General features: G+C 44.2%; 14 protein-coding genes and 1 pseudogene. 1 reads left to right on the forward strand and 14 read right to left on the reverse strand.

Annotated features, from left to right (window positions below; genetic code table 11):
• Window positions 1–111 precede the first annotated feature (111 nt).
• The gene (locus NZD81_RS07875) at window positions 112–381 is read left to right on the forward strand and encodes a hypothetical protein (RefSeq protein ID WP_003232345.1); all 270 of its coding nucleotides are present in this window, start codon (window positions 112–114) and stop codon (window positions 379–381) included.
• Between the two features lie 34 nt (window positions 382–415).
• On the opposite strand, the gene sipT is transcribed toward NZD81_RS07875, so the two are convergent.
• The 14 genes and pseudogenes from sipT to NZD81_RS07945 form a co-directional block, all read right to left on the reverse strand.
• Complete coding sequence (gene sipT, locus NZD81_RS07880; RefSeq protein WP_003232348.1) at window positions 416–997, reverse strand: signal peptidase I sipT; 582 nt, start codon at window positions 995–997, stop codon at window positions 416–418.
• 143 nt (window positions 998–1,140) lie between these two features.
• Window positions 1,141–3,045, reverse strand: coding sequence for a PTS fructose transporter subunit IIABC (locus tag NZD81_RS07885; RefSeq protein WP_282374291.1), 1,905 nt, complete (start codon window positions 3,043–3,045; stop codon window positions 1,141–1,143).
• Window positions 3,046–3,059: 14 nt separating this feature from the next.
• Complete coding sequence (pfkB, locus tag NZD81_RS07890) at window positions 3,060–3,971, reverse strand: 1-phosphofructokinase (RefSeq protein WP_227098499.1); 912 nt, start codon at window positions 3,969–3,971, stop codon at window positions 3,060–3,062.
• A complete protein-coding gene (locus tag NZD81_RS07895; protein ID WP_014663816.1) occupies window positions 3,968–4,723 on the reverse strand; it encodes a DeoR/GlpR family DNA-binding transcription regulator in 756 nt (251 codons plus the stop codon). Before NZD81_RS07895 ends, pfkB begins: the two co-directional genes overlap by 4 nt.
• Before the next feature lie 280 nt (window positions 4,724–5,003).
• Entirely contained in the window at window positions 5,004–6,197 is a 1,194-nt protein-coding gene (gene skiZ, locus NZD81_RS07900) for a sporulation-delaying-protein transporter subunit SkiZ (protein ID WP_282374290.1), read from the reverse strand.
• A complete protein-coding gene (gene yknY, locus NZD81_RS07905; RefSeq protein WP_282374289.1) occupies window positions 6,194–6,886 on the reverse strand; it encodes an ABC transporter ATP-binding protein YknY in 693 nt (230 codons plus the stop codon). Before yknY ends, skiZ begins: the two co-directional genes overlap by 4 nt.
• Complete coding sequence (locus NZD81_RS07910) at window positions 6,887–8,020, reverse strand: efflux RND transporter periplasmic adaptor subunit (protein WP_069149530.1); 1,134 nt, start codon at window positions 8,018–8,020, stop codon at window positions 6,887–6,889.
• Between the two features lie 4 nt (window positions 8,021–8,024).
• Complete coding sequence (gene yknW, locus NZD81_RS07915) at window positions 8,025–8,720, reverse strand: YknW family membrane protein (RefSeq protein WP_014663812.1); 696 nt, start codon at window positions 8,718–8,720, stop codon at window positions 8,025–8,027.
• A gap of 113 nt (window positions 8,721–8,833) precedes the next feature.
• Entirely contained in the window at window positions 8,834–10,648 is a 1,815-nt protein-coding gene (locus tag NZD81_RS07920) for an ABC transporter ATP-binding protein (protein ID WP_282374288.1), read from the reverse strand.
• Window positions 10,649–10,659: 11 nt separating this feature from the next.
• Window positions 10,660–12,334: pseudogene (locus NZD81_RS07925) on the reverse strand (ABC transporter ATP-binding protein).
• Between the two features lie 223 nt (window positions 12,335–12,557).
• On the reverse strand, window positions 12,558–12,791 hold the full coding sequence (gene moaD, locus NZD81_RS07930) for a molybdopterin converting factor subunit 1 (protein WP_172640674.1): 234 nt from the start codon (window positions 12,789–12,791) through the stop codon (window positions 12,558–12,560).
• Window positions 12,784–13,257, reverse strand: coding sequence for a molybdenum cofactor biosynthesis protein MoaE (locus NZD81_RS07935; RefSeq protein WP_014663808.1), 474 nt, complete (start codon window positions 13,255–13,257; stop codon window positions 12,784–12,786). The genes moaD and NZD81_RS07935 overlap by 8 nt, the downstream gene beginning before the upstream one ends.
• Window positions 13,257–13,778, reverse strand: coding sequence for a molybdopterin-guanine dinucleotide biosynthesis protein B (gene mobB, locus NZD81_RS07940; protein WP_282374287.1), 522 nt, complete (start codon window positions 13,776–13,778; stop codon window positions 13,257–13,259). Before mobB ends, NZD81_RS07935 begins: the two co-directional genes overlap by 1 nt.
• A complete protein-coding gene (locus tag NZD81_RS07945) occupies window positions 13,739–15,031 on the reverse strand; it encodes a molybdopterin molybdotransferase MoeA (protein ID WP_282374286.1) in 1,293 nt (430 codons plus the stop codon). Before NZD81_RS07945 ends, mobB begins: the two co-directional genes overlap by 40 nt.
• Window positions 15,032–15,039: the final 8 nt, after the last annotated feature.

Consider the following 15,039-nt stretch of genomic DNA (forward strand, 5'->3'; position numbering starts at 1 on the left):
CTGATAAAACAGAGAGAAAACACTTATACACCCAATCCTGCCAGCTGTGTTACAATTAAAGAGAGAGAATGCATCCGCCTGGAAAATTACACACTCTCATGGAGGAACACGTTGAGGCTTTTAACACTTACTGAATATTGCTTATTGATCTTTTTTACGGGCTTTTACCTTGCCGTAACAGGCTTTACCGCCAAGGATATCGGCTTATACATAGGCATAGCCCTTATTTACATATTTTCGCACATTTTTTCTAAACGACTTTTAGAAAAGCGCGGAAAAGAGAACAAACAGGTTCACCTTTTCTTCAGTGTGCTGGCCATTATCGGTTCAGTGTTCATTACAGTTTTATGCATTGCATTGGTCGCTTCTTTTTCAAAATAAAAACGCCTGCTGTCCAAAGGCCAGCAAGGCGTTTTTATTTTGTTTGACGCATTTCGTTAAACGGGAAAAAGACAAACTTCGATGTGCCGACAATTCGATCTTCCGCAATCAGTCCCAATCCGTTTCGGCTGTCCATAGAATTCAACCGGTTATCTCCCATGACAAAATATTTGCCTTTCGGAACCTTAACCGGTCCAAAGTCGCCTGTCAGACTGACACCGAGTTTTTCTGCTTCCTTCTTGTTTTTAGACAAGTAAGGCTCGGCTACTTTTTTGCCGTTTATATAAAGCGTGTCATCCTTCATTTGAACGGTTTCTCCAGGCTTTCCGATCAATCTTTTTACATAATGGATTTTAGAAGTCTCACCGTTAATAATAACGATATCTCCGCGCTTCAGTTCGCCGATATAGTTGACTGTTTTATTTACAAACAGCCTTTCTCCGTCATGTAATGTGGGATACATAGATGAACCTTCAACTAAATACGGTTCAAACAAAAAGTGACGGATCAGGAGAGCCAGCAGAACAGCGATGACAATCGCTTTACCCCATTCCAAGTACGTATTGGTTTTTTTCTTCGCCGTTTTCTCAGTATTCGTATTTTTTTCCTCGGTCAAAGTGTTTCCTCCTAGACGATTGCTATATCAGTTGTTTCTCTTCTTTTACTTTATCATAAAAAAGAATAAATTACATAACTTAACCCGCTCGCTGCCTGTCGGATAAGAAAAAGCGTCCTTTCGAATCAAGGACGCTTTTTTTCTTATTTCTCTGTAACAGGTTTTTTGACAATACCGAGGATAATTGCCATCACGACAGCACCGATCACGATACTTAATAGGTAAAGCAACGGATGGTTGGTAATGAAAGCTACGAATACTCCTCCATGAGGCGCCGGAAGCGTTACACGGAAGAATTCAGTCAATCCGCCGGCAACAGCTGCACCGATTACAGCAGCTGGAATGACACGAAGCGGATCAGCCGCAGCAAACGGGATCGCTCCCTCTGTTACGAAAGCAGCACCCATGAAGTAGCATGTAATACCAGCTTCACGGTCACGCTGAGTGAATTTGTTTCGGAAAATGGTTGTAGCAAGTGCGATACCAAGCGGAGGAACCATACCGCCGGCCATGATCGCCGCATGAGGCGCATAGTTGCCTGCATCGATCATCGCGATACCGAACGTAAAGGCTGCTTTATTAAGCGGACCGCCCATATCGATCGCCATCATACCGCCCAAGATAATCCCCATCAATACTAGGTTTCCAGTACCAAGGCTTTCAAGCCAGTTTGTTAAGAAATTCATAAATGCTGCTACAGGTGTATTGATGACAAATTGCATTAATACGCCAGTGATAAAAATACCGAACAGCGGATAAATCAGTACAGGTTTTAATCCATCAAGTGACTGAGGGATAAAGGTAAATGCTTTTTTCAGTAAAATGACGACATAACCGGCAAGGAATCCGGCAATTAAACCGCCTAAGAATCCAGCATTCGCTTGAGTCGCCATGAATCCGCCGACCATACCAGGCGCAAAACCAGGACGGTCTGCAATACTCATTGCGATAAATCCAGCAAGAACAGCCACAATTAATCCTAATGCGTTGTCACCGCCGATAAACTTAAGAGCTGCGGCAAACGCGTTGTAAGTAGGATCTTTTGGATCAGCAGAATGAATTCCCCAGAAGAATGAAATCGCAACGAGGATACCACCGCCGACTACGAACGGAAGCATGTTGCTGACACCGCTCATCAAATGCTTATAAAACGCGTTTCCGATTCCGCTTCCAGACTTGCCTCTCGCTTCATCTTCATCGTTTGAAGCTGAAGAACCGCCGCTGCCTTGATAAATCGGGGCATCTTGGTTCATCGCTTTTTCAATCAGTTCCTGAGGGCGTCTGATACCTGCCGTTACAGGAACTTGAAGTACGCGCTTACCTTTAAAGCGTTCCATTTCAACCTGCTTGTCCGCTGCGACAATGATTGCAGGTGCATCTTCAATTTCTTGGGCAGTCAGCTTGTGCTTAATGCCGCTTGAACCATTTGTTTCGACCTTAATGTCCACGCCAAGCTCTTTCGCTTTCTCTTTAAGGGCATCCGCAGCCATGAATGTATGGGCAATACCTGTCGGGCATGCAGTAACCGCTAAAATCTTTCCTTTTCCGGCAGGTGCTGGTGCCGCTTCTTCTTCCTCTTCCTCTTCGTCATCATCTTTATCGTGCTGATTAATAATGTCGATGATCGCATCTTCTGACTCAGCTTCAAGGAGCTGCTTGCGGATTTCTTCACGCATTAACAGCGTGGAAAGTCTTGACAATGCTTCAAGGTGAGTATTGTTTGCGCCTTCAGTCGCCGCAATCATGAAGACTAAGTGAGCCGGCTGGCCGTCTAATGATTCATAATCGACACCTTCTTTAGAACGTCCGAACGCGATCGCCGGGTTGATAACGCTAGCCGTTTTCGCATGAGGGATAGCGATTCCTTCACCAATACCCGTTGAGCTTTGGCTTTCGCGGTTTAAAATGGCTTCTTTATAGGCTTGTCGGTCATTTAACTTACCAGCCTTATCAAGAACAGTGACCATTTCGTCAATCACATTTTCTTTTTCTTTGCTCTCAATATTAAGCTTTATCGTATGCTTTGTTAAAAGCTCAGTTATTTTCACTTGTGTTTCCTCCTCTATAGACGTGTGACCTTAACTTCAGGAAGAAGCTGCTGGACAAATTCTTCTGTTCCAAGTTCTTCAGAGAACGCGGTAGCACTGCCTGAAGTAACCCCTAAGCGGAATGCTTCTTCAAGCGGCAGTTGTTTGGAAATTCCGGCAAGGAAGCCTGCTACAACGGAATCTCCTGCTCCGACTGAGTTTACCAATTTCCCCTTTGGCACGTTAGCAAAATAAACTGCTTCGTTCGTAAACAAAAGCGCTCCGTCTCCTGCCATTGAAACGATTACATGTTCAGCGCCCTGTTCTACCAGCTTCTTCCCATAAGGAACAGCTTCCTCAACAGAGGTAATGGTCGTGCCGAACATTTCTCCAAGCTCATGATGGTTTGGCTTCATCAAAAACGGTTTCATTTCTGTCGCTTTCAAAAGAGCCTCTCCTGAGATATCCAGAACAACTCGTGCGTTCTGCTGTTTGCAGGCCTCTGCGATTTTTTCATACGTATCGTGAGGAAGTGAAGATGGAATACTTCCTGCAAGAACAACGATGTCTCCCTCTTCTAAAGATTGGAACTGCTCTAAAAAGGCTTTGAAATCTTCATCCGAAATTGTCGGACCCTGCCCGTTAATTTCAGTTTCATCACCCGTTTTCAGCTTTACATTGATACGGGTATCCCCTTTTACTTCAGAAAAAGCTGTTTCCAAATTTTCTTCCCGCAAAAATGTTTTGATATATTCTCCGGTAAATCCGCCGACGAATCCGAGCGCTTTAGACGGTACATGATGTCTTTTCAGCAGTCTCGATACGTTGATGCCTTTGCCCCCTGGATACTTGGTATCATATGCAGAACGATTCAGGCCTCCTACAGTAAAATCTTCAACGTGAACAATATAATCGACAGATGGATTAAGTGTTACAGTGTAAATCATGGTTTCACTACCTTTACGACAGTTTTTTCTTGGTAATTATCGAATGTAAGCTCTTCAGCGTCAGTCGTAATGATTGTTGCGTCGCCTATTCCGGCAAATGCCGAAAATGAAATTTCTCCGAACTTCGAAGGGTCTGCTAAGACGTAAGCGTGTTTTGCCTGTTTGATCGCTTTCTGTTTTAAAAGGGCCTCATCAGGGTCCGGCGTTGTGAATCCAGCCTCTGTATGCACTCCGTTTGTCCCCAGAAAGCTCTTGTCGAATCTGTACTGGTCCATGGCAATCAGTGAAGCGCCTCCAATAACCGCGCCCGTTCTGTGCTTGACGTATCCTCCAAGCAGATAAAAAGAAATTTCTTTTCTTATTAATGCTTCGATATGCATCACCCCGTTTGTGACAACGACAATATCTTTGGTTTTATCCATAAAATCAATCATGTGCAAAGTCGTCGTGCCTGCATCAAGGTAAATGCAATCCCCTTCTTCTAAAAGAGAAGCAGCTTTTTCAGCAATCTTCAATTTGTCGTGAAGGTTTTTGGATGATTTTTCAAGCATATCGGGTTCAAGTCTGATATCGGAAAGCTTGGCCGCTCCCCCATGAACACGCTTTAAAAAACCGCGTTCTTCAAGTGTCGATAAATCTCTTCTGATTGTTGATTCAGAAGCATTTGTCAGATTTATGAGCTCTTGAATCTTTACCACATCATGCTTTTCTATTTGATCAATAATCAATTGATGCCGTTCAGGAGTTAGCATGCTTCACCTCCTAATGAAAACGTATTCATTTTGAATACAATTTCATTGTAAACGCTATTTTCAGTTTAGGCAACTAAAATCATTCAAATTCATTCAATAACTATCAAAATCTTTCACGTTTATCCATATTAACGTATGTCTATAGGGTTTGTAAACTGTAAATTCGACAAAAATAAGGACAATTGTACGACATTTTCTTCTTATTTTAATGAAAAAAGTCTTTTATATTCATAGTAGAAATCACTACACATAAAAAAAACCTCATGCATGTTGCATGAGGCTACTCATAACGCAGCGCTTCAATCGGATCAAGCTTTGCGGCTTTATTTGCAGGAAGCATGCCGAAAATAACACCAATGAGCATACTGAACAGCACGCCCCCGCATACAACCTCCCATGATATGAGTGACGGCCAGCCCGCAATGGCTGAAACAAGCGCGGCCCCTCCGTATCCAATTCCAATCCCGATCAGGCCGCCAATCAGCGTCAATACGACTGACTCAATTAAAAACTGAGTCAGGATCTGTCCCCTTGTCGCACCGAGTGATTTTCTGATTCCGATTTCCCGCGTCCGTTCTGTGACTGATACAAGCATAATATTCATGACACCGATTCCGCCGACCAATAGAGAGATACCCGCAATTGAACCGATAATCGTCGTCATAATTGCCGTTACTTTGCCAATCCCGGCCGCAATCTCTTCCATGTTCATCACTTGATACGAATCCTCTGTGCCATGATTGTCATTTACCAGCTGTGCCGCTTCTTTCCCAGCCGATTTTATATCGTCTGCTGATTCAACCTGCAATGATACGTTACTGAAATCACTTGTACCAAAAGAGGATTTCATCATATTAAACGGTACATACATTTCACTTAAATCGAAAGAAAGCAAGCCTGTTTCTTTTTTCAGCACGCCGATAATTTCAACGGGCTGTCCGTTTATCCAGACAACTTCACCTAAAGGGGAGTTTTTATCGAACAGCTCTTCAGCCATCTTTTGAGAGATGATTCCGACTCTATTCCCCGCGAGAAAGTCATTGTCTGTAAAGGTTCTGCCGCTTTCGATTTTTAAAGAATTGACATTCATGTATCCATCATTTATTCCGTTAACCGTAGCATCGGTTTCTTCTTCATGATAACGCGCTGTCATACTTTCAGAAGTCGAGGCAACGACTTGTTTAATGCCTTCTATCCCTTTTAAATCTTTAATATCGTTTTCTGTAAACGTAGATTCAGCTGCAGCGTTCGGATTGCTTGCAAGCTCTTCGTCGCTTGGCATATAGTATAGCTCCACTGTATTTCCCGGTCCGCTGATCGACTGCTTCAGCATTTGCTCACCGCCCTGCCCTACCGCAACGACAACGATGACAGAGCCTACCCCAATGATAATGCCGAGCATTGTTAAGATCGAACGCATTTTATGGGCAAGGACAGAGCTTAGAGCCATTCTGATGTTTTCTAACAGGCTCATTCTCCCACACTCCTTTGGCCGGAGCTGGCAGGAACAATATTGCCGTCACGCACCATAACAATCCGGTTCGTGCAATCTGCAACTTCGGGCTCGTGTGTAACAAGAACGATTGTCGTTCCTTCGGCATTTAAAGCTGTAAACCGATCCATAATCGCTACGCTTGTTTTCGTATCCAGCGCGCCAGTCGGTTCATCTGCTAAAATTAATTTGGGCTCATTCACGATCGCCCTCGCAATCGCCACCCGCTGCTTCTGCCCGCCCGACAGCTCATTGGGCATGTGGAGCATTCGATCGGCTAACCCGACCTTTTCCAATGCTCTCTCAGCCCTTTCTTGACGTTCTTTTTTGCCTATCCCGGAATAAATCATCGGCAGCTCAACATTTTTTTTTGCGTTCAGCCGCGGAAGAAGCTGAAATTGCTGAAATACAAAACCAATTGACCGGTTACGGACTGCCGCCAGTTCTTTATCTTTATATGAAGAAACGTCCTCGCCGTCCAATTTATACGTACCGGAAGTCGGTCGGTCAAGACAGCCGATAATATTCATGATCGTCGATTTCCCTGATCCTGACGGCCCCATAATCGAGACATATTCCCCTTGATGAATGTCCAAATGAATAGAATGGAGAACATCAAACGTTTCCCTGCCGATCTGGTAGCTTTTTCGCACATTAGAAAGCTGAATCATTTAAGATTTCACTTCCATTCCATCAGTCACCTGATCAGATGGATTCAAAATGACTTGATCATCTTGGGAAAGCCCCTCTTTAATTTCTGTCAGATCATCTGTCACTTCGCCGATTTTGACATCAACTCGCTTTGCTTTTCCATCTTTTGCTGTATACACATAATATTGATCATCTTCTTTTTTGACTGCCTTTGAAGGAAGCGTATTTGCTTTTCGCTTATCGGTTTCAATATTCATGATAAATTTAAAGCCTGGCTTTCCTTCAGGAAGCTTTCCTTTTATTTTCACTTGAAGCGGGTATTGGACCGCCTGTTCTGTTCCTTGTGCCGCAGCGCTTTCCTGCTGATCAGGAACAAGTCCGACTGCGGAAACCGTGCCTTTCCATGATTTATCCTGGATAACATCTGAAGTGAGTGTGACCTTCTGGCCTTTTTTAACTTTCAGTGTATCGTATTCAGACAATTTCCCTGAGACGACGAGGTCTTTAGGGTTGCCAATATGTATGACAGCCTCTTGAATATCTGACTTTTTGGATGCCGCTTCTTGGTTGACAGAAATAACGGTGCCTTCAATTTCACTTTTCACTTCTAAATCTGACACCCGGCTGGCAAGTGACTGCCGCTGAAGCTCGGTTTGTTTTAATTCGATCTCAGCTGTTTTTTTCTGCATTTGAAGCTCTGTCCGTTCAGATTCGATTTGTTTTTCTGCTTCTTTCTTCCCAACCTGTTTCGCCAGATCTTTTTCTTTATTGTCTAACGCTTTTATCTTTTCTTGAGTTTGTTCAATTTGAAGCTGGTTCGATTCAGCGGTCAACTGGTTCTGTTCTTTTTCCAGACTCAGCTGCTCATTTGTATAGGTGACTAAAGTCGTGCCCTTTTTAACTTTGTCGCCTTCCTTCACTTTAATGTCTTCTAATGTCCCCTTATCAGCTTCATAAAAGACATACTGTTCATTTGAAAATTTAAGTGTGCCGGGAACCATAACCGTTGACGAGATTTCGTTTTCTTCAAGGCTTCCCGTCTGTATCTTCTGGCCGGCGCTGCCGCTTGTTGGAGCGGCAGACCGGTATACATTTATTCCAATAAAAAGAGCGACTATAACGGCGATGCCAATTCCGATCCAGACTTTTTTCATGAACTTATGCACCCGCCACAGAATTAATTAAACCTGAAAAGAGCGAAAATACAACTAAAATTCCGAATAGAATGATTGCTGAAATCCATCCGGCTTTTTTGGAGATGCCTCCCGTTTTGTGAAGTCCGATTGCTAATAATACAAAGCTCCAGATGCTGAAAATTTCAAAGGTATTTAACACGCTGGCAAGAGCCCCGTCAGATTGGATTATCCCTGCCAGTGACGTCGTGCTGTAAAGAGGATTCACGTCAGTCGTAAAAGCAACGATGCCGTTCACCAATAATCCGAGACTGCTAATTAAAGAGACAAACAAACCGAGAGAAAGCATTTTTTTGTATGTCGTAACACCGCCTGATGCTTTTACACAGAGCCAATAAATAAGAGGGGCAATAAATAATGCTGCGATACCTCCGATAATTGCGCCTGCCATTCCGCCAAATTTGGTTATTGTTGCGACTGCCTCCATTTGTTCAGCTGATAGCCCTTGCGTATCCTGGCTTTTCAAAAGCTCACTATAATCCGTACCGAGTGATTGCAGCACGGCACCGACGATGATAATTGCTGCGACAATCAAAAGCGGTCCCCATACAGCCGGCCTTTCTCTTATTCTTTCAAATTGAACAGATGGACTTGTGATCACTCCAAAAAGTGAAGGCTTTTCAGCCGACGTTCCGCTGTTTTTTTCTACATTCGTTTCCATTTCAAAACCTCCTTGAGAATATCTAACAAATAGTACGGGAAGGATATCAAAAAGTTTCATGTTTTTCTAATGAATTTCCAAAAGCCTTCAATTTATACTGAAGGCTTTTCATATTATTCTATCGCTGTGCTGTATTGCGCTTTCACAAGTCCGGCATACACGCCTTCTTTAGCGAGCAACTGCTCATGGTTTCCTTCTTCTATTTTCTTGCCGTGATCAAGAACAATGATGCGGTCGGCATCGCGGATCGTAGACAATCTGTGGGCAATCATCACTGCTGTGCGCCCTTTCAGTAGCGTTTTTAGGGCCTGCTGAATTTTCACTTCCGTCTCTGTATCAATACTTGCTGTTGCTTCGTCAAGGATGATAATAGCCGGATCGGCGAGCAATGCTCTTGCAAAGGAAATGAGCTGACGCTGACCAGCAGACAGTACGCTGCCCCTTTCCTCCACCTCTGTTGCATATCCTTCTGCTAAATCGGAAATAAACTCATCCGCTCCGACCGCTTGGGATGCTTTCATCACCTCTTCATCCGAAGCATTCGGCCTTCCAAAACGGATATTTTCCATGATGGTCCCGGAAAAAATAAATGTATCTTGCAGGACAATGCTGATTTGAGAGCGCAGACTGGCAATAGAGAGATCCTTAATCGGTATACCGTCTATTTTAATGGTGCCTCCGGTCGCATCATAAAAACGGCTAATTAAATTGGCAATCGTCGTCTTTCCGCTCCCTGTGTGCCCGACAAGCGCAAGCGTCGAGCCAGCAGGAATAGAAAAGGAAACGGCATGAAGGGCTTTTCGTTTTTCATCATACGAAAATTCAACCTCTTCAAAGCTGATCTGCCCATTTATCTTTTCATTATGAATGGCATTCGGCTTCTCCTTGACATTTGGCTGTTCGTCCAGAAACTCAAAAATCCGTTCTGATGATGCCATTCCCATTAACAGCTGATTATAGACCTGGCCCAGTCTCGAAATAGGTTCCCAAAACATCCCCAGGTAGAAAGCGAAAGAAACGAAGACGCCAATCGTAATGGTTTCATTCATAATGAGTGTGGCGCCATACCAAATCAAGACTGCCGTCCCAATCGCATTCGTCATTTCCACCAGCGGACGGAACATGGCATTTTTTTTAGTTGCTTCCCGCCATGATTGGTAGTTCTCCTGATTGACACCGTCAAAATACGCCATGTTTTCTTCTTCCTGCGTAAATGCCTGTGTGACCCGGATGCCTTGGATGCTTTCGTTTAGATGAGAGTTGAGCTTTGATTGCTTGAGCCGTACCGTTTGCCAGGATCGGCGTATTTTTTTTCTGAGACTTGTTGAAATAAAAAACATAATCGGCAATGTCACCATGATAGCTATAGTCAGCTCAGGACTCAGCGTAAACAAAATAATAATCACGCCGGCCAGGAGAAGCAAGTCGGTCAATAAATTGATGACTCCGCTTGTAAATAGCTCCTGAAGAGAGTTAATATCATTCATGATCCTGACTAAGATCGATCCCGCCGACCGCTGATCAAAAAATCGGTGGGATAAGCGCTGCACATGTGTAAATAAATGCTGCCGCAAATCGAAAATGACATGCTGGCCAAGCTGATTCATCCACCTGATTCTTAACACATTGGCGGCGTAATTAAGGACATATAAACCGCTAATGATTAAAATGAGCTGAATCAGCAGCTCCGGGTTTCTCGCCGTAATCGCTTGATCAAGAACATAAACTCCGATCAGAATGGGGATCACAAGCTTCACAGCAGTGCCAATCAATACGGTGAGAAAAGAAAGCGGCAAAATGGTTTTTCGATATGGTTTGACATAGCACAGCAGCCGCCACATTTGAGCCCAGTTAAACGGCTTTTCAATGATTTCATCTGAAGAGTAATAGAAACGCTCTAAAATCCCCTGTTTTTTCGCTTGTTTCATTTGGCCCCTCCCTATCCGACCTCATGCGGCTCATTCATCATTTTGACATCACGGTATTGCAAATCGTAAATCTTTTTATAGTAGCCTTCTTTTTCAAGAAGCTCGTGATGTGTTCCCCTTTCACAAATGCGTCCTTTATTAAAAACGAGAATTTCATCGGCGTGTTTCAGTGAAGAAATGCGGTGAGCAACGATAAAGGTTGTGCGGTTTTTCATGACTTCTTTTAAGGCAAGCTGTATGCTGTGCTCCGTTTGCATATCTACTGCACTTGTGGCATCATCCAATATTAAAACGCTCGGGTTCAAACAGATGGCTCTCGCAATGGCAATACGCTGTTTCTGTCCGCCGGAAAGCCCCATTCCCCTCTCTCCCAGCATGGTGTCATACCCATCAGGAAGCTCCATAATAGAGTTATGGGCCTGCGCCCTTTTTGCTGCTTCGATGATGTCTTCCATTGAGGCATCCGGCCGCCCATACGAAATATTTGATCGGATCGTGGATGAAAACAGGAAGGATTCTTGAAGTACGACTCCGATATTGGAGCGAAGCGTTTTTAACGAATAATCTGTGATGGGTTTGTGATCAATGGTAATCGTTCCGCTAACAGGGCTGTAAAATCTGGTCAGAAGCTGTGTCACTGAACTTTTTCCCGAACCCGTCGGGCCTAACAGCCGATTACCTTCCCACTGTTTGCCTCAAAAGTTTACATAAAGCAAGAGGATGATCTGTAATGTCTTCTTCTTTTTCCAGAATGTCGAGCAGGCGTTCACCTGATGCTTTTGCTTGAGAGAACATATTAATGACAAAGCCTAAGTTCATAATCGGCCACATCATATAATTGACAAGGCTGAAGAAAGCAACAAGTTCACCGGGATTGAGCTGATTTTGCATAACCAAGTATCCGCCGTATGAGAGGAGGGCTACAATACAAATGTTACCGATGAACTCCATTAAAGGGAAATACGCAGACCAGATGGATGATGTTTGTAAATATTGTGCTCTGTACTCTGCATTGGCTTTATTGAAAATACTGACTTGGAAATCTTCTCTGGAAAGAGATTTAACCGTATTGATGCCACTGATATTTTCCTGCACTTTTGTATTGAGCTTTGCAAACGATTTGCGGATGCCTCTGAAGGCAGGATGGACTCTTTTATCAAACCGATATACCACAACAGCGAGAAATGGCAGAACTGCTATTGTCACGAGTGTGAGGGGAACAGAATAGTAAAACATAACCGTAAAGCTGATGGCTACCAGCAGGCCGAAGCGAATGAGCTCAGCGAGGCCGTATGATAAGAAAAAACGAAGCCCTTCAACATCAGCTGTCAGCCTGGACATCAAATCTCCTGTTTTCGCGTTATCATAATAAGAAAAAGAAAGCCGCTGCAGTTTTTCATACAGGCTATTTCTCAGCCGATAAACGGATTTGATTCCAAACATATCACCTAAATATTGGTGAAAAAAGGTAGCGGTTCCTTTCAAGGCCATTACCGCAATAAATCCCAAGCTGACCCATGCTGCAAGCTGATACTGTCTTCCCAGTACGATCTCATCAATCGTAATTTGCAGGATAATCGGATAAACGACAGTAACCGCAGTCATTAAAAGCATGGCTAGAAGCGACCACAAAAACACTTTTCGGTACGGCCAATAATACATTTTTAATCTTTTAAATGTCTCCATATCCAGCACCTTTCCAACATTTATCATCTTTACTATATCGATACCCGAAATAAAGTTCTATTATTTTTCAAAAATTCAGTCTAATTATGGAGTAAGTCTCTTACTTTTTAGGGAGTAATATATGTAGAATAAACGCTTACAGAAAATCATTGTATGCTAGGGATACTTGGGGATATGCCAGTGATATACAGAAAAACCGGATGGCTGAAATGCCGTCCGGTTTTCATCCCCCGCTGACTGGCGGTATGATGGCCACCGTGTCACCTGAAGATACAGAGGTATTTTCTTTTACATAGCTTTCGTTAACGGCAATCATAGCCGTATCAATGGATTCAAGACCATATTGTTCTTTTAGGCTCGCTTTTATCTCATCTATGGTTGCTTGTTCCATATCTATTTCTAGTGCTTGTTTGCCGGCCTGTTCAGCAAGCCCTGCAAATAAAAGTATTTTAATCATGCTGCTCTCCCTCGCTTAGGTCTGGTTTTCCATTCGGATAAGCTGTTGTTTCAAGCTGGTCGCCGATCCATTGCTCACCGTCTTCCCAAATTTCTTTTTTCCAAATCGGCACAATCTGTTTAATTCGTTCGATCGCATACTCATTGGCTTCATAAGCAGCTTTGCGATGGGGAGAAGATACAGCGATCACGACCGCTGCTTCACCGATATCCAGCACACCTATACGGTGCGTGATTGCAGCGGAAGCGCCTTCCCATTTTTCTTCGATTTCAGCTCCGATTTGAGCAAGCATTTGCACGGCCATCGGTTCATATGCCTCATATTCAAGCCGAACCGTTCTTTTTCCGTTTGTCCATTCCCGAACCGTGCCAATAAATGTGGTAATTGCCCCTGCTTCCCGTTTCTCCACTTTTTTAATGATGTCTTCAGTAATAATAGGTGTTTTCGTAATCTCAAACCGTTTCATTATGCAGATTCCCCCTTCAGCTGTGAAAGCACAAAATCCACGGCAACCGGATCATCCGCATGAAAAACGGGCAATCCCTGATGCTCTGTCATATGCTCTTTTTTCCTATAGATGATGGCGATTATATTTACTGCCTGCAACGCTTCCAGATCTTCCTTTTCACGTAGGATGACCACTTTAGGATAAGGGGCTTTTTTAAAGCCTTCAATCAGAAGACAGTCTGTTTCGAGAAATTGATATAACTCGATCAGCCGTGCCAAATCCCAATTGCGGCGGACTGTCAGCTGTAACACACCAGCACCTTCTACCGCTGCCACATCAGCACCTGCCGCCTTGTAACGGTCCGTGTCTTTTCCTTCCGTGAACGTTTGCGGTTCACCGCCGTGACCATGATGCTTCAGGCAACCCAAATGACCCCCCTGTTCAGAGGCTTTTTCAAGAATACGCTCGATAAACGTTGTTTTCCCGCTGTTTTGAAATCCTACAACTTGGACGATTGGGAAAGGACGGACCAAGGCCACTCACTTCCATTCTCTTCTCTGATGAGCAGCACTTGAACCGTTCTGCCAGATTCGTAGCCTCTCGTCCCGCCCGGCAGGATAATGAAAGCATTGGCTTCTGCTAGTGACGTGACAGAGCTAGACTTATCTAATCCGACGGGTGTCGCCAATAGCTTCCCTTCCTGGTGGTGCACAAGCGCACGAACAAATCGGGTAAACGGGTTCGGCTTCGGAAAATCTTTGGCCAGAACAGCTTCCGCACAAATCGAATGCGGTGTTTCATTAAACAGCCATGTCTGGATCATTGGCTTAACAAACAGTTCAAAACCGACATAGCATGCCGACGGGTTACCTGAGAGGCCAAACAGCAGCATATCGTTTGCATGCGCCACCGTTGTCACGCTGCCCGGGCGCATGGCAACTTTATTAAACAGCACGTCTGCTCCGAGTTTTTCATAGATCGCAGGCAAAAAGTCAAAATCACCGACTGACACACCGCCAGTTGTGATCAGGAAATCCACCTTTTTCATCGCTTCTTTCACTGCAGCAAAGCTTTTATCCAGCTCATCAGAGATTTTCCCTAAATAAAGCGGTGTTGCGCCAGCTTCTATCACTTGTGCATATACCATACTCGCATTGCTGTTGCGGATTTTTCCCGGTTCCAGCGGATCACTGACATTCAGCAATTCGGTACCTGTTGCGATAATCCCGACAACAGGCTTTCTCACCACAGGCACCGAAGCGTATCCGAAAGTTGCCAATAGAGCAGTCACTCCTGGTGTCACCCGGGTGCCCTTTCTTAGTAAAACACTCCCTTTTTGAGCGTCCTCACCAGTTTTTGAAATATTATCTCCCGGCTGAAAGCGGCGCTTTAAAGACATAAATGACTTCCCATTCTCCTCAAAGGTTTGAGTCAGTTCAATCATGACGACTGCATCTGCCCCTTCAGGGATTTGCGCGCCGGTCATAATCCGCACGGCCTGAAACGGACCAAGTTCTTTTTCAGATACTGACCCCGCTCCAATATGGTCAATGACTTCAAACCGAATTGGGTTTTCACGTGAAGCTTCTGCCGTATCGCACGCTCTGACAGCAAAACCGTCGTATGGCGAACGGTCAAACGCGGGTACGTGGTGATCCGCAGTTATATCTTCGGCTAAAAATCGATGAAGGCTGTCTTCAAGCGCCACCCATTCTGTTTCACCTTGTTTTTGAAAATGGCAGACACGCCGAACTGCCTCGTCTACCGGTATCGGTGTTCTTTTCTCCAGCATTCTGACCC

The sequence above is a fragment of the Bacillus sp. B.PNR1 genome, from assembly GCF_030386235.1.
Classification (GTDB): Bacteria; Bacillota; Bacilli; order Bacillales; family Bacillaceae; genus Bacillus; species Bacillus stercoris.